Origin of the sequence: Catenulispora pinistramenti (assembly GCF_018274385.1) — a bacterium.
Classification (GTDB): domain Bacteria; phylum Actinomycetota; class Actinomycetes; order Streptomycetales; family Catenulisporaceae; genus Catenulispora; species Catenulispora pinistramenti.
Genome location: NZ_JAAFYZ010000129.1, coordinates 1 through 18659 on the forward strand (window position 1 = coordinate 1; position 18659 = coordinate 18659).

Genomic DNA, 18659 nt, shown 5'->3' on the forward strand with positions numbered 1-18659 from the left:
GTCCTGGCCTTGCGCGCCGGGCGGCTGGGGGCTGTCCGGGGGCTCGGCGGTGTTGGTGTGCGAGTCGCCGGGGGCCGTGGAGGTGTCGCCGCCACTGGGGCTCTGGCCGGGGAACGGTGCCCCGCCGGTGGTCGGCCGCGATCTGGGATCGGCGGCCGGGGTGGATCCGGCGGCGGCCGGTTTGTTGCCGCCGTTGGAGGAACAGGCGCCCAGCAACGTGATCCCGCCGAAGCCCAGGAGCATTCGGCGCGATACACCACGGCCGCGGCGAAGGTCGGCGGCGCGGGGAAACTCGTCAAGATCAGAACCCGAAACGTTCACGTCATGGGGACGCCTCAGATCCGGCCGGGGTTGAGTTCTCTGAAGAGTTTCTGAAGAAAATATTCGCGCATTGACGCCGACCTGCGTGTTTAAGCCCGCGCGTACGCACCGTCGATGAGGTCGGTGAGGTGCCGGGTGAGGTCTTCGCGGCCGAACGGCTGCTCGTCCAGCCACCAGTCGCCGGCGGCCTGCACCATGCCGACGATGCCGTGCGCCCAGGCCTGCGCGCGCGGCCACTGGTCCTCGGGCAGATCCAGCTCCGCGGCGATCCCCACGGCCAGCGCGTTGCCCAGGCGGCGCTGGAACATCGCCACCCGGTCGCGCACCTCCGGCTCCTCGGCCTGGCCCCGGTGCACCAGGAACCGGTACAGCGCCGGGTTGCCCTCGACCAGCCGCAGCCAGGCGTCGATCGCGGCCCGGGTACGTTCCTGCCGGGTCGCCGGCCGGGTCAGTGCCTCCTGGAGCCGGGCCAGCAGCGTCTCGATGTGCCGGTCGGCCAGCGCCACGTACAGCCCGGCCTTGTCGCCGAAGTGCCGGTACAGGATCGGCTTGGTGATGCCGGCCTCGGTGGCGATCGCGTTCATCGACGCCGAGGGGCCGTCGCGCAGCACCACCCGCTCGGCGGCGTCCAGCAACTCCTGCCGGGTCCGCGGGCCGCGGCGGGTCGCCTGCGGACGGCCCGGCGGCGGGGAATCCGGTGCGGGTGCCGCTGCCTTCGTCGCCATCTGGTCCCTTCCTCCGAACACGGTGGGGCGCTGGCAGGCAACCGGCCGTCCGGCTGTCCGCCCGCCATCTTGACAGAAGTTACCGCCGGTAACACACTAGCGGCGACCGAGGTTACCCGTCGGTAAGCGTGGGTGCGAGCCCTGCGCCCTCCGCAACAGACCCGAAGGACAGTGAACGAGACGATGACCGGGTTCTCCCTGGAACTGACCGAGGACCAGATCGAGCTGCGGGACTGGATCCACGGATTCGCCGCCGACGTCATCCGGCCCGCCGCCGCCGAATGGGACGAGCGGGAGGAGACGCCCTGGCCGATCCTGCAGGAGGCCGCCAAGGCCGGCCTGTACTCCCTCGACTTCTACGCCAACCAGTGGTTCGACGAATCCGGCCTCGGCATCCCGATCGCCATGGAGGAGATGTTCTGGGGCGACGCCGGCATCGGCCTGGCCCTGTCCGGCACCGGCCTGGCGGCGGTGTCGGTGGTCTCCAACGGCACCCCGGACCAGGTCGGCGAATGGGTCCCGCAGATGTTCGGCACCCCCGACGACGTCAAACTCGGCGCGTTCTGCTCCTCCGAGCCCGACGCCGGCTCCGACGTCGGCGCCATGCGCACCCGCGCCGTCTACGACCAGGCCAAGGACGAGTGGGTCCTGAACGGCACCAAGACCTGGGCCACCAACGGCGGCATCGCCAACGTCCACGTCATCGTCGCCACCGTCGACCCGGCCCTGGGCACCCGCGGCCACGCCTCCTTCATCGTCCCCCCGAACACCCCCGGCCTGGCCCAGGGCCAGAAGTTCAAGAAGCACGGCATCCGCGCCTCCCACACCGCCGAAGTCGTCCTGGACGACTGCCGCATCCCCGGCTCCTGCCTGCTCGGCGGCAAGGAGAAGCTGGACGCCCGGCTGGCGCGCGCCCGCGAAGGCAAGTCCAGCCGCGGCAACGCCTCCATGGCCACCTTCGAAGCCTCCCGCCCCGCGGTCGGCGCCATGGCCGTCGGCATCGCCCGCGCCGCCTACGAGTACGCCCTGGACTACGCCAAGACCCGCGTGCAGTTCGGCAAGCCGATCGTGGAGAACCAGGGCGTCGCGTTCACCCTGGCCGACATGAAGACCGGCGTGGACGCCTCCCGCCTGCTGGTGTGGCGCGCGGCCTGGATGGCCCGCAACAGCAAGCCCTTCGAGTCCGCCGAAGGCTCCATGTCCAAGCTGTTCGCCTCCGAGACCTGCAAGCGCGTCACCGCCGACGCCATCCAGATCCTCGGCGGCAACGGCTTCACCCGCGAATACCCGGTGGAGCGGATGCACCGCGACTCCGCGATCTACACCATCTTCGAAGGCACCTCGGAGATCCAGCGGCTGGTCATCGCCCGGACGATATCCGGCGCCGCCATCCGCTGACCGCTCAGGCACGACCGCTCAGGCACGACGGCTCACACTCGACCGCCCGCGCCAAACGGCACGTGCTCAACCGCTCGCACCTGACGGCACGTGCTCGACGCCACGCGTCGGCCGCTCGCCTTCCCCGCTGGTGCACTACTGCGCCAGCGGGGAACGCCGCAACGCCTCCGCCGCGGCGGAGGCCGAAGAATCCAGGTACACCGACGTCGTCCCCACATCACTGTGCCCCAGGATGTCCGCGACCGTCCCCACATCCGCCCCGGCCTGCCGCAACAACACCGTCGCCGCCGTGTGCCGCAACCCGTGCGGCGTCACCGCCCGCCGCAGCTCCACCGGCATCTGCTTCACCCGCCGCTCCACCATCCGCTGCACATCACGGGCCGTCATCCGCCGCCCGCGGATCGTCACCACCAGGGCGCGCGCCGCATCGGCCCGGTCGGCCTGCGCGTCAGAGGCCGGGGGAGCGGGCCGCTCATGCTGCTGATACTCCCCGAGCAACCCCACCAGCGCCGCCGACATCGGCACATCCCGGCTGCGCCCACCCTTGCCGCTGCGGATCCGCAGCACCGGCATCCCGGTCAGCTCGTGCTGCCGCACATCGTCCAGGTTCGCCGCACACAACTCCGCCACCCGCGGCCCGGTCTCCGTCAACAGCCGCAGGATCACCTCGTCCCGGAACGTCAACCGCTGATCGGCCCGCAACTCCTTCGTCGCGGCCGATGCCTGCGGCGTCTCCTGCAACGCCTGCGCCTGCTCCACCGTCAGGCCCAGGCGCGCGCCGACGGCCCGGGTGGGGACGCGGACCCGGGACACGTGCGGCATCGGGTCGGCGCGGATGTAGCCCTGTTCGGCGGCCCAGGCGAACAGGCCCCGCACCGCGGCGGTCCAGCGGGCCCGGGCCTGCAGGCCGCGGCCGACGGCGACCTCGCCGCCGGGGCCGGATTTGCGGGTGCGGGTGTAGCGGCGGTCCGGGGCGTTGGCGATACGGACGAGCGCGTATTCGATGTCTTCGGCCTCGACGTCGTCCAGCGGTTTGTCCAGGCCCAGCAGCGTCGCGGCCTCGGTGAGGTCCCGGGCGTAGGCGTCGCGGGTGGCCGGGGACAGCGCCCCGGTGGCCACGCGCAGGTGCAGGGTGTCGCGGTAGCGGTGTACGGCTTCTGCGACGCTGATCGGGGTGAACGGTTTGGGGGCGGCCACTGACCTATGGAAGCAGACGCCGGGGACAGTGGGGCCGACGGCGGTGCGGAAGTCACCGGGGCGCGGGGAAATCGGCGCACCCGCGGCGTCGACGGCCCCGCACCACCGTCGACTCCGCGGTGGCCCCGCGGTGACTCCGCAGCGTCGCCGGCCCCGCCGCGACTTCGGCCGTAGCCCGCCGAGGTGACCGCCCGGCCGCCCCCGCCACGCCCTGCCGCCGGTGTGGGACGATGTGTCATCGCACCGCTGACCTGCGGCGCGGACAGCGCGGATACACACCCGGAACGCCGCCGCCGGGGGAGGAGAGCGTCATGGGCTTGTTCGGTAAGAAGTCGGGCGAGGAGCAGCAAGCCGACAAGCGGACCAGCTACGCCGACCACCCGGTGTTCACGCTCACCACCGGCATGTCCACCGACCAGGTCGCCGAGCGGATCGGGCCGGCCACCGAGACGAAGACCGCCGCCGAGGTGGCGGCCGAGTTCGCCGGGCCCGGCGCGGTCATCGATCCGGCGAAGCTGGACCCGGAGGAGTACTGGTCCTACGACGACACCCCGGAGGGGTTCAACGTGGCGGTCCTGTTCCGCGAGGGGCTCCTCACGGAGGTGCGGGTGCGCAAGAACGGGACCAACGACATCGTGGCCCGGATCGACGATCAGGGTCTTGCCGCGGCGAAGAGCTACCGGGGCGCGCTGCACGCGAATCGGCTGTAGCCGGTGTAGCCGGACGCATCGCTTGGAGGACGAGAACGGCTGGGCCCGCATGTCGCGGGCCCAGCCGTTTTGCATTGCTTGCCGTGCGCCGCTCTACCGCTCTACTGCTCCGTTGCTCCGTCGCTGCTCGCGGGTGGGATCGCCTACTACTCGGTGATACCGTATAGTGGTACTCAGTACTACCGAGTACCGGGCTGACGAGGAGCGCGATGGACGACCTGACGGAGATGTTGAAGGGCACGCTCGAAGGCTGCGTGCTGGAGATCATCAGCGGCGAGGAGACCTACGGCTACGCCATCACCCGCCGGCTGCACGAACTCGGCTTCACCGACGTCATCGAGGGCACGGTCTACACCATCTTGCTGCGCCTGGAGCGCAACGGACTGGTCCAGGTGACGAAGCGCCCCTCCGGGGTCGGCCCGCCGCGCAAGTTCTACGCCCTCAACGACGCCGGACGCGGCGAACTCGCCGCGTTCTGGACGAAATGGCAGTACGTCTCATCACGCATCGACCAGCTACGCATCGACAAGCTCAAGGAGGGCGGGAGATGAACTTCTGGGACACCGTCACCGGCAACGACCTCACCAGGCAATGGAAGGCCTTCGAAACCCGAGCCGACGCCCTGCCGCCGGACTACCGGGACACCTGGACGCAGATGAAGGGCTGCCTGTTCCCCTACGCGGACTTCACCGGCCGCAACCTGATGCCGATCCTCGACGCCGCCCTGGGACTGCTCGAGGAATCAGCAGCCGAGGGGCTGAGCATCCACGACGTCCTCGGCGAGGACATCCCCGGCTTCTGCACGGCGCTCGCCGGCGGCGAGGACGCCCCCACCTACCGCGACCGGTGGCGCGAGCAACTGAACCGGAACGTCGCCCGCGAACTGAGCCGGCTGGGAGGCTGACGTGAGCATCCAGGACATCATCGAGGGCAAGAAGCAGTGGCGCGCGCACCTGGCCCGGGTCAAGGCGCTGCCGCCGGACTACCAGATCGTCTACAAGGAGATGCAGAAGTACCTGTTCAAGGTCGGTCCAGTCGGCCTGACCGAGGGGGAACTGCTGCCGGGGATCGTCGACTTCTTCGAGGAGGGCGTCGCCGAGGGCAAGGGGGTGCTGGAGCTGATCGGCAGTGACGTCGCGGCGTTCGCCGACGGCTTGATCAAGGACTCGCGGACGTATGCGGAGGAGTATCAGGAGTCGATCAGTGGCGATAGCTGATTCGGGGCGGCCGGAGCGGCCGGGGTGGGCCGGCATGGTGCCGGTGGAGGACACGGCGCTTGCGGTCACCGACACCGGCGGCTCCGGGATCCCGGTGGTGTATCGGCCAGTTCGCCACGCAGCGGTAATGGCGTCGGGTCCTGGCCGACTTAAGCACGACCGCGTGAACGGCGACTCGCGCCGTTCACGCGCTGATCCGGAGGATTCAGGCTCTGCCGGCGGGCGCCGCGTTCCTGACAGCGTTCAGAGCGGCGGCATGCGAGACAACAGGCTTGTACCCGAGTTCGGCTGCGGCCTTGTCGGTCCGCAGGGTGCATGTCTGCCCGAGGAACCATCGAGCGGGTACGGGGATGGTACGGGCGGCGGTCTCGGCGTCCAGTTCCGTGGTCGGCTTGTCGACGCCGTGGATCTCGAACATGGTCTCCCAGAAGTCGCGGAAGGTGACGCGGTGCTGGTCGGTGATGAAGTAGGCCTGGCCTGGCCGGCCGCGCTGCCATCCGAGCATGAGGCCCTCGACGCAGTTGTCGACGAACGTGATGTCAGTGGTGTGCCGACCGCCCTCGATCCAGGCGAACTGTCCCGCCTTCGCCAAGTCGACCAGCATGTCGATGAGGATGCTGTCGGGACCCCAGACCATCCTCGGGCGGATCGACACCGTGGCGAAGTCCGGCGCGTTCGCGTCGAGCACGATCTTCTCGGCAACGGCCTTGACCGCGCAGTAGACGCCTTCTGAGTCCGGCCGCAGCGGCGCGGTCTCGTCGACGTCCACCAGCGGATCGCCGGCGAGCAGGACCGCTTCGGTTCCGCAGTGGACGAACCGGGGGACCTCGGCATAGCGGGCGGCGTCGATCGCTGCCTGGGTGCCGCGAACCGTCACAAGCTCCTGACGCGCACGGTCGGCGGCGATATCGGTTTCGGCAGCGAGATGGAACACCACTTCGCTGCCCCGCACCGCATCCCGCCACGTGGACGGGTCGGTCAGCTCGCCCCGTACGGGTTCGGCGCCCAGCGCTGACACCTTGGCCGCCGACTCTGCGCTCCGCACCAGGGCTCGGACTGTATGCCCCTCTCCGAGAAGCCGACGAACCAGCACTTGGCCGATGAACCCCGAGCCGCCCGTGACGAATGCCTGTGCCATGAAACTCTCCTTTGTCGAGACCGGCCTCCTCGCTTGCCTCCGGCGAGAAGGTCTCACTCCCGTGGAGCCGCCTGGGATCCCGGACCATTCCCTCGAAAATATTCATACTTCGAGGGCCTGCGATAAAATTCATGCATGACGTCACTTCGGGCGCTGGAGTGCCTTGTCGCGGTCGCGGACTCCGGGTCGGTCACCCAGGCCGCAAGGCTGCTGCACTCCTCGCAGCCTGCCGTCTCTCACCAACTCGCCGCGCTGGAGCGCGAGACGGGAACGGCTCTGCTTCGCCGCGAACCCAGGGGAGTCAAGCTCACTCCCGCCGGACGTGCCGCACTCGCCGATGCCCGACGCGCGATCGAGGCCGCCGCCTCCGCGGTCCGGGCGGCCCGCGCCGTTGGCGAGGCGACTCAGGGATCGCTGAGGCTGGCCTGCGCGCAGAGCCTGGTGTCCGTGCTCGCCCCAGTCGTTCGCGTGTGGCACCACCGTCACCCCGAAGTGACGATCACACTGCGTGAATCCACGTCGGCAGAAGAGCTTCACGGCTTCATCGATGCCGACGAAGTCGACGTCGTGCTGATGCCCGCGCCCGTGCCCGACCGCTTCACGGCCACCCCGGTCGCCGACGAGGAGATCGTTCTGGCCGCGCCGACGGACCACGTCATCGCCCGGCAGCCTGTCGTACGGCTAGGGGACCTCGACGGCGCGCGACTCGTTCACTTCGCCCCGGAAAACGGCCTCAGCACATGGCTTGACCGTTCCCTCACGAAGGCCGGAGTCCGTCCGGAGCCCGTGATGAGGACAGCGGTGACTGTCGCCGCCCCGCACCTCGCGGCATCCGGCCTGGGCGTCGCGGTATGCCCGGTGAGCGCGATCAGTGCCGGCTTCCCAGGCGCGGTCCGCTCGTTCTCGCCACGCTGGGTCAGGCAGCTGGTGGCCGTCACCCCCGCCACGCCCGACCCACTCGCCGCGCGGTTCATCGCCGATATGCGCAGCCACGGCGTGCGTGTGCCTCGCGACGTGCGAACTCAGCTCGCAGGGGGAGACCCGGCGCCCGCCAAGGCACCGCATTCCTCCTGAGGTGAAAATGAGATGTTCGATCTTCCGCCTGTCTCAGGTATCTGTGCCCTCATCTGCGGTGCGGTGGGCTCGTCTCAGGCAAGATGCCCCGATCGACCGTCTACCCAGATCTCGCGCAGGTCGTGGATGGGTGGCGATGCCCGCACTCGCACGATGCTGAGTCCGTAGCCGGCCCTACTCAGCGTCCTGTGCCTCGATCAGGTCGAGGTCGCGGACGCAGAAGCCGTGGTGCTCGAAGGTCTCGTTGAGCACCGTGCCGAGGCACTGCCGCACCGAGCGACCCCGGGCGTACGGCGGCCAGACATCGTCGTCGGGCACCGGCGCCCGCGCTGCGAGCGCCGGTGCGGTGGCCTCGTCGAGCCAGGCCTCGAGCTCGGCGGCCTGTGCGTCACGCACGCGCACGATCTCGTCGAGGGCCGGATCGAGCGAGAGGTCAAGCCCGTGCGCTCCACGGTAGGGCTCGACGGTCGTCCCGATGCCCATCGGCGTGAACAGCTCCGTCGAGCCCAGGCAGCAGCGGCGGAACCACGAGTCGTGGACGAAGACCAGGTGGCGCATCGTCTGCACCGCCGACCACTCGTCGTTCATGCTGCGGCGCTCGATGCCGGGCGTACGCCGGATTCGCTCGATCGTGGCGGTCCAGCCGGCATGGAGCCGACGCGCTGCCCCGCGCAGGTCGGCAGGGTCCTCGGAGCGGATCAGCACCCGCACGGGATGACGCCGGTCGAGCTCTGCCTCGACGTACCCGGTGACCTCGACACCGTTCACGACGAGGTTGGTGATGAGCCCGTCGATCACGGCATCCTGCATGACCACGCCGATCAGCCGTGCCCCGGTCAGATCGCACTCGCGGAACTCCGCACCGTGCAGATCCTCGTCGATATACCGCGTCATGCTCCGCATACTAGGTCCGAGCACCGACAAGTCAGCCTCCCGGCTTGATTTGGCCTCTTCCAGCGGGTCCGGCTCGGGGTGTTCCCGGACCGCTGGTATGGACCCGGATGAGAACTGACAGCGAAAAGCAGCCCAGCCAGCAGCCAGGCCCCAGTCAGCTTTACATAATGTACATTATCGGGCATCCGTGAGAGGGCGGGGTCGGGGCTGTCGGTGGTGCTGTTTGCTGGGGTTCGCTGTGCGGGATTCTGTGCGACGGGCGGCGCGTCCAGATGCCTGCCATCCAGGAGAAACCGTCCTACAGAGCGCCTCAGGCTAGATCGTTTCGGCTAGATCGTTCGTACGAGCCGCGGAGGCTGATCGATCACGTGCGGCGGCGCGCGCCGAGCATTCGTCGGCATGCGCGGTTGGCAGAGACCGCCGCCTGGCGCGTGTGCTTGCGTGCCTCGCGTGCGTGCTTGCGGAGAGAGTCAGTCATCTCGCTTGCTTCCACTCGCCGCAGCCGCTCTTGAGCCGACCCAAAGCCCTGTCGTGTAATGCTGATTACGCGTCCTGATGTGCCGAGTTCGGCACTACCGCTGGCAAATCAGGGAAATCAGGGAAACGTCGCCGCCGACCGGAACATCTCCAGCATTTACCACACCGAACGTATGGGCGACTCTCCCCCGGGTCGTCCTCGGTGGCTCCTCCGCTCCACATCCACAGTACGCGTTGTCGAGCGCGGCTACTCCCCCGCTGCTACGGCTAGGCGGTTGGCCATGCGGCGGCGCAGCGGCCACCGCCGGGGGCGACTCCGGCGGTTCGGCCGGGGCCGTATTGCTATCGCGCCATCCGTCATCCGCGAGCCATCCGTGATCGATCATCCGGCGGCTCCGACTGCTCCCACAGCCTCGGCTGCGGCCGGCGGTGCCGGGGTGTGGAGCGGGTCCGGCTCGGGGTGTTCCCGGACCGCTGGTATCGCCAGCACCGCGAGGTTGGCGCCGCCCACGAGGACGGCGGAGACGGCCAGCGGCAGGGTCATGCCGAGGGCGGCTGCGGCCGGGGCGGCGAGGGCCAGGCCGAGTGGTCGGGCGGCGAAGGAGATCAGGGTGTCGAAGGAGCCGACGCGTCCGAGGGCTTCGGCGGGTATGCGTTGCTGGATCGTGGTTTCCCACAGTGGGTCCAGGATGCCCAGTCCGAACATGCCGGCCGTGTAGGAGGCCAGGAGCACCGGCAGTGGTGCGCCGGCGGCGAGCGCCGCGAGTGGCAGGGCGTAGGCGGATGCTCCGAGTGCGACGGCTATGAGGGGCCTGCGCAGGCGGAGTCGTCCGGCGGTCCAGACTCCGGCGAGTAGGCCGACGGTGCCGGATTGCAGGGTGATGACCCAGGCTGTGCCGCCGCCGTGGTGGCGCATCATGATGACCGGTCCGAGGGTGAGCAGTACGCCTGCGGTCATGTTCCAGATGCCGTGGCCGATGACGTTCGCGATGAACCACGGGTGGCGTCGGGTCTCGGCCCAGCCGGCGCGCAGGTCCTGGCGGAACGGCGCGCGCCGAGCGTCGCCGCCGCCGGTGCCGGTGCCGGCTCCGTTGCCTGTACCCACGACAGGCCTGGGTGACGTGAGCCCGCCGAGCGTCAGCGCCGATCCGACGAACAGCGCCGCGGTGAGCAGCGAGGACCATCCGGCCCCGATGCCGAGCATCAGTGTTCCGGCGATGCCGGGTCCGGCGAACTGTGCCAGTCCCTGCCACACCGACAGCCGCGCGTTAAGTTGTTGCCGTTGCGGCCCGGACACCGTGGCCGACACCAGGGTCCGTACCGCGGGTGTGCCGAAGGCGACGGCGCCTCCGGTGACGGCGGCCAGTGCGGCGAGGGCCGGCACGTTCACGCCGGTGGTGAGCAGGGTGGCGCCGATGCCGCCTTGGGCTGCGGCGCGCGTCAGGTCGGCGGCGAGGATGACGCGGCGGGCCGGGAAGCGGTCGGCGAACACGCCGGCGACCGGTAGCAGGAGCAGCATGGGGACGAATTCGGCGGCCAGGATCGCGCCGAGGGCGCCGGAGGCGGTGCCGGTGTGGACGACGGCCAGGGTGAGGGTGGTGGGGATCAGGGCGGTGGCCAGTGCGGCGGCGGTGCGGCCGAGCACGAGTCTGTGCACGCCGACGACGGTGGTGGCGTCGGTGACGTCACCGGGGGCGGTCCCGTGGGAAGTGGTACTGCCCGAGGCGGCACCGGCGGGGGCACCGTCGCTGGGGGAAGGCGAGGAGCTTGTCACCCCGGCAGGTTATTTCGCCAGCGAATCATTCGTCAACGAAATACATGGTGCTGAACCTTCCGCTGGCGAAGTACCTCGGCGTCGGCCCATACTGGCTGCCATGGCCCCCCTGGAGGACTCCGTCGACCGTCACCTGGCCCGCTGGCGCGGCAAGGCCCCCTACGACGAGACGGTCGAGGCGGTCGTCACCCGGCTGCAGATGCTCGCCAAGCACGTGGCCAACAGCAAGCGCCGCATGCACGCCGAGGTGGGCCTGGCCGACTTCGAGTTCCAGACTCTGCACCGGCTCGCGGTACGCGACGGCCACCGCGCCACCCCGTCGGAGCTGGCCGCGGACTTGCTGCTCTCCCCCGCCGGCATGACCGGCCGGCTGGACGCGCTGGAGCAGGCCGGGCTGGTGCGGCGGATCCGCGGCACGGCTGATCGGCGCCGGGTGGATGTGGAGCTGACCGAGCACGGGCACGCCAAGTGGCTGGCCGCGATGCGGTTCCAGGACGTCGCCGAGCGCCAGATCGTGGGCGCGCTGGACGAGCGTGAGCGGGACCGGGTCAATGCCCTGCTGAAGAAGATGTTGCTGCGCGCGGAGGAGCTGGCCGCCGCGGATTCAGGGCCCGCGGGCACCGCACGCCCCGCGGATACGAGCCCTGGCAGCACAGGTCCGACGGCATAGGCCCGGCCGCAGATACGGCCGCAGACACGGGCCCCGGCGGTCGCGCCCGGGGGGCGTCACCGCCGGGACCGGGTTCGGCACTACCGGATGCGGAACTACTGGGTGCGGAACTACTGGGTGCGGAACTACCGGTCTCAGCAGTAGAAACCGGTGTTGATCTGCTCGTTGAGCGCGTTCCAGGTGTTCGGGCCGATGAGGCCGTCCGGGTTGCTGACGCCCATGCAGTGGATCTGGAAGTTCTTGGTCGCGGCCTCGGTGTTCTGCCCGAAATCGCCGTCCATGGCCAGGCCGCCATACGAGCCCTGGCCGTAGTTGGTGGAGTGCCCGTATGCGTAGGCGTAGTCGAGCTCGCACTGGGCCTGCTGCACCGCGACACCCTGGCTGCCGACGGACAGCTCCGGCTGGGCGTTCGTGTGCGAACAGAAGCCGATGTCCTCGGCGTGGGCCGGCATGCTGGACGCCAGCGTGGTGCCGCCGACGGCCAGGACGCCGACGACGAGCGCCGCGAGGCGGCGGCGCAGTGGCTGGGCGGACGTGCGATCTGCCATGGTGGTGTTTCCCTTCCCCGGGAGGACGCTGTCGGTCCCGACCCTGCCGGGCGGCCGTGGCATCGGGGTGCGATGGTCGTGGCACTCGCGTGGCATCGGGCATCGGGCATCGGGTGCTGGGCATTGGGTACCGGGCATCGGTTGATGGCTGGCCGACAGGCCGACAGGCCGACTGACGGCCGGCCGACAGCTGGCTGAATCGTGCCGAAATCCCAAGTCGCCCGTGGCGTGAACGCCACCGCCGCGGGACTTTCGCCCAAACCCATCCGTTCGGGAATTCCCGCGCCAGCGGCGCGCGTCATCCGCCATGGCGTCGCGTTCTGGCGCGCCGCCTTTGGTTCGCCTTACCTGACAAGGGAGCCCTTTCGGCTGGCGCCGGCAAGGAAGGCAAGGAGGACCCGGCACATGACGATCACCCCGGACCGCACCGCCGAGGAAGCGGCCGACGACGTTCCGACCACCGCGGACACGCCGCTGTCGCTGAGTACCGCCGCGGCCCGTAATCTGGCCACCACGACCAAGTCCGCGCCGCAGATGCGCGGCATCACCTCCCGCTGGCTGCTGCGGCGGCTGCCGTGGGAGGAGGTCTCCGGCGGCACGTACCGGGTGAACCGGCGGCTGAACCTGTCGGTGGGCCGCGGGCGGGTGGCGTTCGTGCAGAGCGGCGCCGACGACATCCGGATCGTGCCGGAGACGCTGCGGGAGATCCCGGTGATCCGCGGCTTCGCCGACGACGCGCTGCTGACGCAGCTGGCGGGGCTGTTCACGCCGCGGGACATCCGGGGCGGCGACGTCATCGCTGAGGCCGGGCACCCGGTGGACGAGGTGTTCATCCTGGCGCACGGCCGGGTGGAGCGCACCACGATCGGCGCCTACGGGGAGCCGACGCTGCTGGGGGTGCTGACCGACGGCGCGCACATGGGCGATGAGGTGCTGCTGCAGCCCGATCCGCTGTGGGGCGCGACGTTGAAGGCCGCGACCTCCGGCACGCTGATGGTGTTGCAGATGGCTGACTTCCAGCGCACCCGCGACGCCAACCCGCATCTGCGCGAACACATCGACGCCTACGTGGCCCGCACCGGCAAGAAGGTGAACTCCAAGGGCGAGGCGGTCGTCGAGATCAGCGCCGGCCACGAAGGCGAGTTCGAACTCGCCGGCACGTACGTGGACTACGAACTCGCGCCGCGCGAATACCAGCTGTCGCTGACCCAGACGATCCTGCGGGTCCACTCCCGGGTCGCCGACCTCTTCAACGACCCGATGGATCAGGTCAAGGAGCAGCTGCGGCTGACCATCGAGGAGATCCGGGAGCGGCAGGAGTGGGAGCTGCTGAACAACCGGGACTTCGGGCTGCTGCACAACACCGAGTACGACCAGCGGATCAGCACCTGGTCCGGGCCGCCGACCCCGGACGACATGGACGATCTGCTGGCGATGCGCCGCAGCACCCACATGTTCCTGGCGCACCCCAAGGCGATCTCCGCGTTCGGCCGCGAGTGCACCAAACGCGGGCTGTATCCGGACCCGGTGATGGTCGACGGGCACGCCGTCCCGGCCTGGCGCGGCGTCCCGATCTTCCCCTGCGGCAAGATCGGCGTCGAGGACGGCCACACCTCCTCGATCGTGGCGATGCGGCTCGGCGAGGCCCAGCAGGGCGTGGTCGGGCTGCGGCAGACCGGCATCCCGGACGAGTACGAGCCGTCGCTGAACGTGCGGTTCATGGGGATCACCGACAAGGCGATCATCCGGTACCTGGTCACCGCCTACTACTCGGTGGCGGTGCTGGTACCGGACGCCATCGGGATCCTGGAGAACGTCGACGTGGCGACACCACGGGGCTGAGCGGCACCGAGCGGCACTGAACGGCACTGAGCGGCACCGAACAGGGGCGAGGGGAAACATCTATGGCGATGATCGGGCTGGTGCCGGGCAGCACCGGGCTTGGCAGCAGTAGGCTCGGCGGCTCACAGCTGGGCATGGCCGCGGCGGGACTGGCGCGCGCCGGCCGCCCGGCCAGGGTCACCGAGGCGCTGTACTGTCCGCCGGCAGTGCGTGATGATCCAGCACTGGCGGCGGCGGTACAGGAGCGCCTGGACGACTGGGGGTCCGGGGTCGGTCTGGCCCCGGGCCCGGCCGCCGGGCTCGGGCGGCTGGTGGTGCTGGCGCATCCGGACACCGACGACGTCGGACGGTTGACGGTCGCGGCCCGGCTGTTGGCGGTCGGGCGGCTCCTGGCCGGCGGGGCGCTGGGCGCCGACGTCGGGGACTTGGTGCAGCGCGCGCCGGAGCCCGGCACCGCGGCGACAAGCACAGATACCGGCGCCGGGTCCGGGGTAGCGGCGTCGGCGTCGACGGCGACAGCGGCCGCGGCTGCCATAGCCACCGCGGCCGCGGCCAGCCCCGAGACCGCCGAGACCGTCCAGGCAGCCCAGGCAGCCCAGACAGCCGGTCACGGAGCCTCGGCGTCCGCGCTCGCGCAGGCCCTGGACCAGGCCATCGCCGAGGTCTACGACGGCTGCGCCCTACCCGACGCCGCACTCCCGGCGAAAGCCGACCCGGCGCGCGCCGGGATCGCGAACCCGGCGCTGCTGTCGGCGATGGCGGGTCTGAGCGCGCTGCCTGCCTCGCCGTACCAGGTGGAGCGGGTACGCCGCGAATGCCAGGCGTTGTCGTCGGCGGCGCCGGGCCGCGGCGGGGCCCGCCCGCCCTGGGAGTACCTGTCCCTGGGGCACATCAACGCCTACAGCCCGGCCCTGGCGGCGCTGGACGCGGTCGACGGGTACGAACTGTCGCCGTCGGCGTCGGCCGATCCGGAGCTGCGGCGCGCGCAGCGGCTGGCGGCGTTCGCCGCGGCGCTGCTGCACGACATCGCCGACCCGGCGCCGTCCGGCCTGACCGCGGCCATCGCCGACACCGACGGTCTGGGCCCGGGCGCCGCGGGCCGCCGCGCCGCCGAGATCCACGACGAGGCGATGCGGGCGTTCCAGCACCACGCCACCCACCTGGCCGCCTCCGCCGATCCGGCGACCCGCCGGTATCTGGGCGGGCTGTGGACGTGGCTGGGCGGGCACCGTACCTGGCACGCCGTGTCCTGACCCAACTCTGATCCTTCCCGAAGACGCAGCCTGACCTCGCAGTACCTTTACGAAGGGTGGTTTCGCCATGGGTTCGCAGTCCGCTGTGACCAGCCGCTATCAGGAGTCTGTCGCCGACTATTGGGACCGGGAGAAGAACCCGGTGAACATCCGCTTAGGCGAGGTGGACGGGATCTATCATCACCACTACGGGATCGGGGACGTCGACTGGTCGGTGTTGGAGGCGCCGGCCGACGACCGCGAGGCGCGGATGATCGCCGAGATGCACCGGTTGGAGACGGCGCAGGCGGATTTCCTGCTGGACCAGCTGGGTCCGGTCGCCGCCGAGCAGCGGCTGCTGGACGCCGGTTCCGGCCGGGGCGGCACGTCGTTGATGGCCTCGTTGCGGTTCGGGTGCCGGGTGGACGGGTTGTCGATCTCCGGTAAGCAGGTGGACTTCGCCAACGGCCGGGCCGAGCAGATGGGCCTGGGCGGGAAGGTGAACTACCACCTGCGGAACATGCTGGACAACGGGTTCGCCGACGGCACGTTCCAGGCGATCTGGAACAACGAGTCCACGATGTATGTGGACTTGAAGACGTTGTTCGCCGAGCACGCCCGCTCCTTGGCGCCGGGCGGCCGGTACGTCACCATCACCGGCTGCTACAACGACGCCTACGGGGCGCTGCCGTCGCGGTCGGTGAGCCAGATCAACGCGCACTACATCTGCGACATCCATCCGCGCTCGGCGTACTTCGCGGCGATGGTGGCGAACGGGCTGGTGCCGATCTCGGTGGTGGATCTGACGGCGGCGACGATCCCCTACTGGGAGCTGCGGGCGAAGTCGAACGTGACCACCGGGATCGAGGAGGCGTTCCTGACCGCGTACAAGGAGGGCAGCTTCCACTACCTGATGATCGCCGCCGACAAGGTCTGAGAGCCGGCGAAGGTCTGAGGCATACCCGGCGGCCGTCGCACCCGGCGGCCGCCATCGTTGAAGGACGCGGGGAGATGAGCATGACCCTGACCGCCGACGCTCCGAGTGCCGCGGCGCTGCTGCCGGGCCTGGCCGCGCTGTCCGGGCCGCCGCCGGCGAGGCCGCCGTGGGAGGGCGGACCGGAGGCCGCATCCGGGCACTGGCACAGCGCCGATGTGGATCCGGGCCCGGAGACGCCGCTGCGTCCGCCGCAGCACCCCGAGCGGCTGGCCCCGGCGCCGATCCCGCTGCGGCCCTGGGGTGACGGCTCCCACTCCCCCCTGTACTGCCCGGCGCCGTCCCGGCTGGACGAGGCGTTGGCCACCGAGGTCAACGACCGGCTGGTGGCCTGGGCCGAGCAGATCGGGCTGCACGCCGGGCATCTGGAGGAGTTCGCCAAGACCGGGTTCGGCCGCCTGATCACCCTGGCGCATCCGGAGTGCGACGATCCGGATCTGCTGCTGGTGTCGGCGCAGATGAACGCGGCGTGGTGGGCCTCGGACGACTACTACGCCGACGAGACCGAGTTGGGTGCGGTCGCCGAGGCGCTGCCGGGGCGGCTGGTGATGGTGTCGGCGGCGATGGACCCGCCGCCGCCGGCCGGTGAGTTCAGCGCGCCGCTGGCCGAGGCGGTGGTGTCCGACGCGGTACTGGTGTCGCTGCGCTCGGCGCTGGCGCACGTCACCCGGCACGCCTCGGCGGCGCAGGTGATGCGGGTCCGGCACACCACGCACCAGATGTACGTGTCGTGGAACGCCTACAACGCCTGGCGGCACGCCGGTACCACCCCGGAGGCGTGGCGGTATCTGGCGGCGCGCCAGCATGACAGCTTCTACACCTCGATGATCCTCATCGATGTCGTCGGCGGGTATGAGCTGCCCTCGGAGCTGTTCGCCGACCCGCTGTTCCACCGGGCCCTGATGCAGGCCGGCACCGCCTCGGTGCTGGTGAACGATCTGGCCTCGGCGGCGCGGGAGGCCGGGGAGGACCCGGACTGCAACCTGGTGCTGCTGCTGGCCGCCGAACGGGACTGCTCGATCGCCGAGGCCACCGAGGAGGTGGTGGCGCTGCACAACGACATCGTGCGCGGGTTCGAACAGACGCGGTCGGCGTTGGCGGCGGTGCCTTCGCCGGAGCTGCAGCGGTTCGTGCTGGGGGCCCGGGCGTGGATGGGCGGGTGTTTGGAGTGGCACGACAGTTCGTCGCGGTACAAGTGACGGCGGTACAAGTGACGCGGTGAAGGTAGCGGCAGTAAAGGTAGCGGCGGTACAAGTAACCGGTTTGGGGCGGTGCGCGCGCCGTTTAAGCTCGGCGCATGAGCGAGGACGAGGGCGTGGTGCGGCCGGCGAGGACTGAGGAGCTGGCGGGTCTGCCGGCGTTGGAGCTGGCCGCCGATGCTCAGTTGGTGGCGTATCTGGGCGGGGCGTCGTTGCCGCCGCTGCCCGAGTCCGCGCAGGCGGTGGCCTCACTGGCCGAGGCCGCGGCGGTGTTGGTGGCGGGGTCGCCGCCGGTGGGGTTCGCCCGGATCGATGTCATCGACGGCAACGCGCATCTGGAGCAGTTGTCGGTGCTGCCCTCGGCCACCCGGCGCGGAATCGGCACGGCGCTGGTGCGGGGGTGCTGCGACTGGGCGGCGCGCAACGGCTTCAAGGCGGTGACGTTGATGACGTTCGCGCATGTGCCGTTCAACGCGCCGTTCTATGCCCGGCTCGGCTTCCAGGCGCTTGATGACGCGCAGCTGAGTGTGCCGTTGGCGGCGATTCGGCGGCACGAGGTGGACTTGGGGCTGGATGCCCTGGGCCCGCGGGTGGCTATGCGGCGGATGCTGTGACCGGACGCTATGCCGCTGGCGTCTGCTGTGCCGGTGGTTGTTCGGCGGGCCAGCGGTCCTGGACATAGAGCTGGATCAGGGCGGCGTGGGACAGGGCGCTGCTGGTGTCGGTGACGTCGCCGTTGACCATGTAGTCCAGCAGCACGACGTCGCCTTCGGCGGCCCGCAGTTGGGCGACCAGGTCCGTGACTTTGTTCTCCAGCACCCAGCGGTAGGCGGGCAGGAAGATGCGGCGCCGGGCCTGCTCATAGGGCAGTAGCCGGTCGCTGTTCAGCCCGGCGCGGTGGCCGAGTACGGGCCCGTACTTGCGGACGGTGCGTTTCAGGCCGGTCATGGAGACGATGTCGAGTCTGCCGGTGTCGACGTCGTGGTCCTGGAACACCTTCAGTGCCTGCCAGATCCCCTCCACGCTCTGCGCGACCGCGCCGCCGCTGCCGGGGACGGGGATCTCGCCGTGCGGGTAGAACGGGCTCATCCGTACCCACGGCTGCGGGCCTTTGGACGTGACGTCGATGATGCGCGCGCCGGGGAACGCCGCTGACAGGGAGGCTGCGGAGCGGCGGCGGCTGGCTACGTGGATCGGCATGGGCCCAGCCTCGCCGACAGCACTGACAACGCGGCTGCTGTACTTTCCC

The 18659-nt window shown here is 70.3% G+C and carries 19 protein-coding genes and 2 pseudogenes; 13 read left to right on the forward strand and 8 right to left on the reverse strand.

Annotated features, from left to right (window positions below; all coding sequences use genetic code 11):
• Both KGQ19_RS30225 and KGQ19_RS30230 read right to left on the reverse strand, forming a co-directional pair.
• Positions 1-243 (reverse strand): annotated as a pseudogene (locus tag KGQ19_RS30225) (hypothetical protein); the annotation flags it as partial.
• A gap of 167 nt (positions 244-410) precedes the next feature.
• Entirely contained in the window at positions 411-1046 is a 636-nt protein-coding gene (locus KGQ19_RS30230) for a TetR family transcriptional regulator (protein WP_212015263.1), read from the reverse strand.
• A 183-nt stretch (positions 1047-1229) separates the two neighbouring features.
• Here KGQ19_RS30230 and KGQ19_RS30235 point away from each other — a divergent pair, with 183 nt between their 5' ends.
• Positions 1230-2444 carry an acyl-CoA dehydrogenase family protein gene (locus KGQ19_RS30235; RefSeq protein WP_212015272.1) on the forward strand — a complete coding sequence of 405 codons (1215 nt, stop codon included), beginning with the start codon at positions 1230-1232 and terminating at the stop codon, positions 2442-2444.
• 135 nt (positions 2445-2579) lie between these two features.
• Here the strand turns inward: KGQ19_RS30235 and KGQ19_RS52135 are convergent, their stop codons facing one another.
• Positions 2580-3641 carry a tyrosine-type recombinase/integrase gene (locus KGQ19_RS52135; protein ID WP_212015274.1) on the reverse strand — a complete coding sequence of 354 codons (1062 nt, stop codon included), beginning with the start codon at positions 3639-3641 and terminating at the stop codon, positions 2580-2582.
• Positions 3642-3952: 311 nt separating this feature from the next.
• Here KGQ19_RS52135 and KGQ19_RS30245 point away from each other — a divergent pair, with 311 nt between their 5' ends.
• The 5 genes and pseudogenes from KGQ19_RS30245 to KGQ19_RS53005 form a co-directional block, all read left to right on the forward strand.
• Positions 3953-4351: a hypothetical protein gene (locus tag KGQ19_RS30245; RefSeq protein WP_212015276.1), complete on the forward strand. Its 399-nt coding sequence runs from the start codon at positions 3953-3955 to the stop codon at positions 4349-4351.
• Between the two features lie 209 nt (positions 4352-4560).
• The gene (locus tag KGQ19_RS30250) at positions 4561-4902 is read left to right on the forward strand and encodes a PadR family transcriptional regulator (RefSeq protein WP_212015278.1); all 342 of its coding nucleotides are present in this window, start codon (positions 4561-4563) and stop codon (positions 4900-4902) included.
• The gene (locus tag KGQ19_RS30255) at positions 4899-5255 is read left to right on the forward strand and encodes a DUF1048 domain-containing protein (protein WP_212015280.1); all 357 of its coding nucleotides are present in this window, start codon (positions 4899-4901) and stop codon (positions 5253-5255) included. The genes KGQ19_RS30250 and KGQ19_RS30255 overlap by 4 nt, the downstream gene beginning before the upstream one ends.
• 1 nt (position 5256) lies before the next feature.
• Entirely contained in the window at positions 5257-5568 is a 312-nt protein-coding gene (locus KGQ19_RS30260) for a DUF1048 domain-containing protein (protein ID WP_212015282.1), read from the forward strand.
• Positions 5569-5602: 34 nt separating this feature from the next.
• Positions 5603-5693 (forward strand): annotated as a pseudogene (locus tag KGQ19_RS53005) (alpha/beta hydrolase); the annotation flags it as partial.
• An 80-nt stretch (positions 5694-5773) separates the two neighbouring features.
• Here KGQ19_RS53005 and KGQ19_RS30265 read toward each other — a convergent pair.
• Positions 5774-6706 carry an NAD-dependent epimerase/dehydratase family protein gene (locus tag KGQ19_RS30265; protein WP_212015284.1) on the reverse strand — a complete coding sequence of 311 codons (933 nt, stop codon included), beginning with the start codon at positions 6704-6706 and terminating at the stop codon, positions 5774-5776.
• 135 nt (positions 6707-6841) lie between these two features.
• Here KGQ19_RS30265 and KGQ19_RS30270 point away from each other — a divergent pair, with 135 nt between their 5' ends.
• Positions 6842-7780 carry a LysR family transcriptional regulator gene (locus KGQ19_RS30270; protein WP_212015286.1) on the forward strand — a complete coding sequence of 313 codons (939 nt, stop codon included), beginning with the start codon at positions 6842-6844 and terminating at the stop codon, positions 7778-7780.
• 174 nt (positions 7781-7954) lie between these two features.
• Here KGQ19_RS30270 and KGQ19_RS30275 read toward each other — a convergent pair whose 3' ends face one another.
• Together KGQ19_RS30275 and KGQ19_RS30280 are read right to left on the reverse strand one after the other, a co-directional pair.
• Positions 7955-8683, reverse strand: a complete 729-nt coding sequence (locus KGQ19_RS30275) for a DinB family protein (protein ID WP_438801883.1) — start codon at positions 8681-8683, stop codon at positions 7955-7957.
• Between the two features lie 850 nt (positions 8684-9533).
• Positions 9534-10925 (reverse strand): MFS transporter, encoded by a 1392-nt coding sequence (locus KGQ19_RS30280; RefSeq protein ID WP_212015290.1) that lies wholly within the window; start codon positions 10923-10925, stop codon positions 9534-9536.
• Positions 10926-11025: 100 nt separating this feature from the next.
• On the opposite strand from KGQ19_RS30280, the gene KGQ19_RS30285 reads away from it, so the two are divergent.
• The gene (locus tag KGQ19_RS30285; RefSeq protein ID WP_230419687.1) at positions 11026-11595 is read left to right on the forward strand and encodes a MarR family winged helix-turn-helix transcriptional regulator; all 570 of its coding nucleotides are present in this window, start codon (positions 11026-11028) and stop codon (positions 11593-11595) included.
• Positions 11596-11729: 134 nt separating this feature from the next.
• On the opposite strand, the gene KGQ19_RS30290 is transcribed toward KGQ19_RS30285, so the two are convergent.
• Positions 11730-12143, reverse strand: a complete 414-nt coding sequence (locus KGQ19_RS30290; protein WP_212015292.1) for a peptidoglycan-binding domain-containing protein — start codon at positions 12141-12143, stop codon at positions 11730-11732.
• A 405-nt stretch (positions 12144-12548) separates the two neighbouring features.
• Between KGQ19_RS30290 and KGQ19_RS30295 the strand changes: the two genes are divergently transcribed.
• The 5 genes from KGQ19_RS30295 (at position 12549) to KGQ19_RS30315 (ending at position 18024) form a co-directional block, all read left to right on the forward strand.
• Complete coding sequence (locus KGQ19_RS30295) at positions 12549-13985, forward strand: family 2B encapsulin nanocompartment shell protein (RefSeq protein ID WP_212015294.1); 1437 nt, start codon at positions 12549-12551, stop codon at positions 13983-13985.
• Positions 13986-14047: 62 nt separating this feature from the next.
• Positions 14048-15238 (forward strand): isoprenoid biosynthesis enzyme family protein, encoded by a 1191-nt coding sequence (locus KGQ19_RS30300; RefSeq protein ID WP_212015296.1) that lies wholly within the window; start codon positions 14048-14050, stop codon positions 15236-15238.
• A 67-nt stretch (positions 15239-15305) separates the two neighbouring features.
• On the forward strand, positions 15306-16154 hold the full coding sequence (locus tag KGQ19_RS30305; protein ID WP_212015304.1) for a geranyl diphosphate 2-C-methyltransferase: 849 nt from the start codon (positions 15306-15308) through the stop codon (positions 16152-16154).
• Between the two features lie 74 nt (positions 16155-16228).
• Positions 16229-17410: a family 2 encapsulin nanocompartment cargo protein terpene cyclase gene (locus KGQ19_RS30310; protein ID WP_230419688.1), complete on the forward strand. Its 1182-nt coding sequence runs from the start codon at positions 16229-16231 to the stop codon at positions 17408-17410.
• Between the two features lie 98 nt (positions 17411-17508).
• Positions 17509-18024: a GNAT family N-acetyltransferase gene (locus KGQ19_RS30315; RefSeq protein ID WP_212015306.1), complete on the forward strand. Its 516-nt coding sequence runs from the start codon at positions 17509-17511 to the stop codon at positions 18022-18024.
• Positions 18025-18031: 7 nt separating this feature from the next.
• Here KGQ19_RS30315 and KGQ19_RS30320 read toward each other — a convergent pair whose 3' ends face one another.
• Positions 18032-18610 (reverse strand): DUF6939 family protein, encoded by a 579-nt coding sequence (locus KGQ19_RS30320; protein ID WP_212015308.1) that lies wholly within the window; start codon positions 18608-18610, stop codon positions 18032-18034.
• Positions 18611-18659: the final 49 nt, after the last annotated feature.

Bases quoted from the DNA above. Each gene is read 5' to 3' on its own strand.
- KGQ19_RS30255 (WP_212015280.1), top strand. From the start codon at position 4,899: ATGAACTTCTGGGACACCGTCACCGGCAACGACCTCACCAGGCAATGG.
- KGQ19_RS30320 (WP_212015308.1), bottom strand. From the start codon at position 18,610: ATGCCGATCCACGTAGCCAGCCGCCGCCGCTCCGCAGCCTCCCTGTCA.
- KGQ19_RS30315 (WP_212015306.1), top strand. From the start codon at position 17,509: ATGAGCGAGGACGAGGGCGTGGTGCGGCCGGCGAGGACTGAGGAGCTG.
- KGQ19_RS30235 (WP_212015272.1), top strand. From the start codon at position 1,230: ATGACCGGGTTCTCCCTGGAACTGACCGAGGACCAGATCGAGCTGCGG.
- KGQ19_RS30290 (WP_212015292.1), bottom strand. From the start codon at position 12,143: ATGGCAGATCGCACGTCCGCCCAGCCACTGCGCCGCCGCCTCGCGGCG.
- KGQ19_RS30285 (WP_230419687.1), top strand. From the start codon at position 11,026: ATGGCCCCCCTGGAGGACTCCGTCGACCGTCACCTGGCCCGCTGGCGC.
- KGQ19_RS30230 (WP_212015263.1), bottom strand. From the start codon at position 1,046: ATGGCGACGAAGGCAGCGGCACCCGCACCGGATTCCCCGCCGCCGGGC.
- KGQ19_RS30245 (WP_212015276.1), top strand. From the start codon at position 3,953: ATGGGCTTGTTCGGTAAGAAGTCGGGCGAGGAGCAGCAAGCCGACAAG.
- KGQ19_RS30275 (WP_438801883.1), bottom strand. From the start codon at position 8,683: ATGCGGAGCATGACGCGGTATATCGACGAGGATCTGCACGGTGCGGAG.
- KGQ19_RS30250 (WP_212015278.1), top strand. From the start codon at position 4,561: ATGGACGACCTGACGGAGATGTTGAAGGGCACGCTCGAAGGCTGCGTG.
- KGQ19_RS30305 (WP_212015304.1), top strand. From the start codon at position 15,306: ATGGGTTCGCAGTCCGCTGTGACCAGCCGCTATCAGGAGTCTGTCGCC.
- KGQ19_RS30265 (WP_212015284.1), bottom strand. From the start codon at position 6,706: ATGGCACAGGCATTCGTCACGGGCGGCTCGGGGTTCATCGGCCAAGTG.
- KGQ19_RS30300 (WP_212015296.1), top strand. From the start codon at position 14,048: ATGGCGATGATCGGGCTGGTGCCGGGCAGCACCGGGCTTGGCAGCAGT.
- KGQ19_RS30295 (WP_212015294.1), top strand. From the start codon at position 12,549: ATGACGATCACCCCGGACCGCACCGCCGAGGAAGCGGCCGACGACGTT.
- KGQ19_RS30270 (WP_212015286.1), top strand. From the start codon at position 6,842: ATGACGTCACTTCGGGCGCTGGAGTGCCTTGTCGCGGTCGCGGACTCC.
- KGQ19_RS30310 (WP_230419688.1), top strand. From the start codon at position 16,229: ATGAGCATGACCCTGACCGCCGACGCTCCGAGTGCCGCGGCGCTGCTG.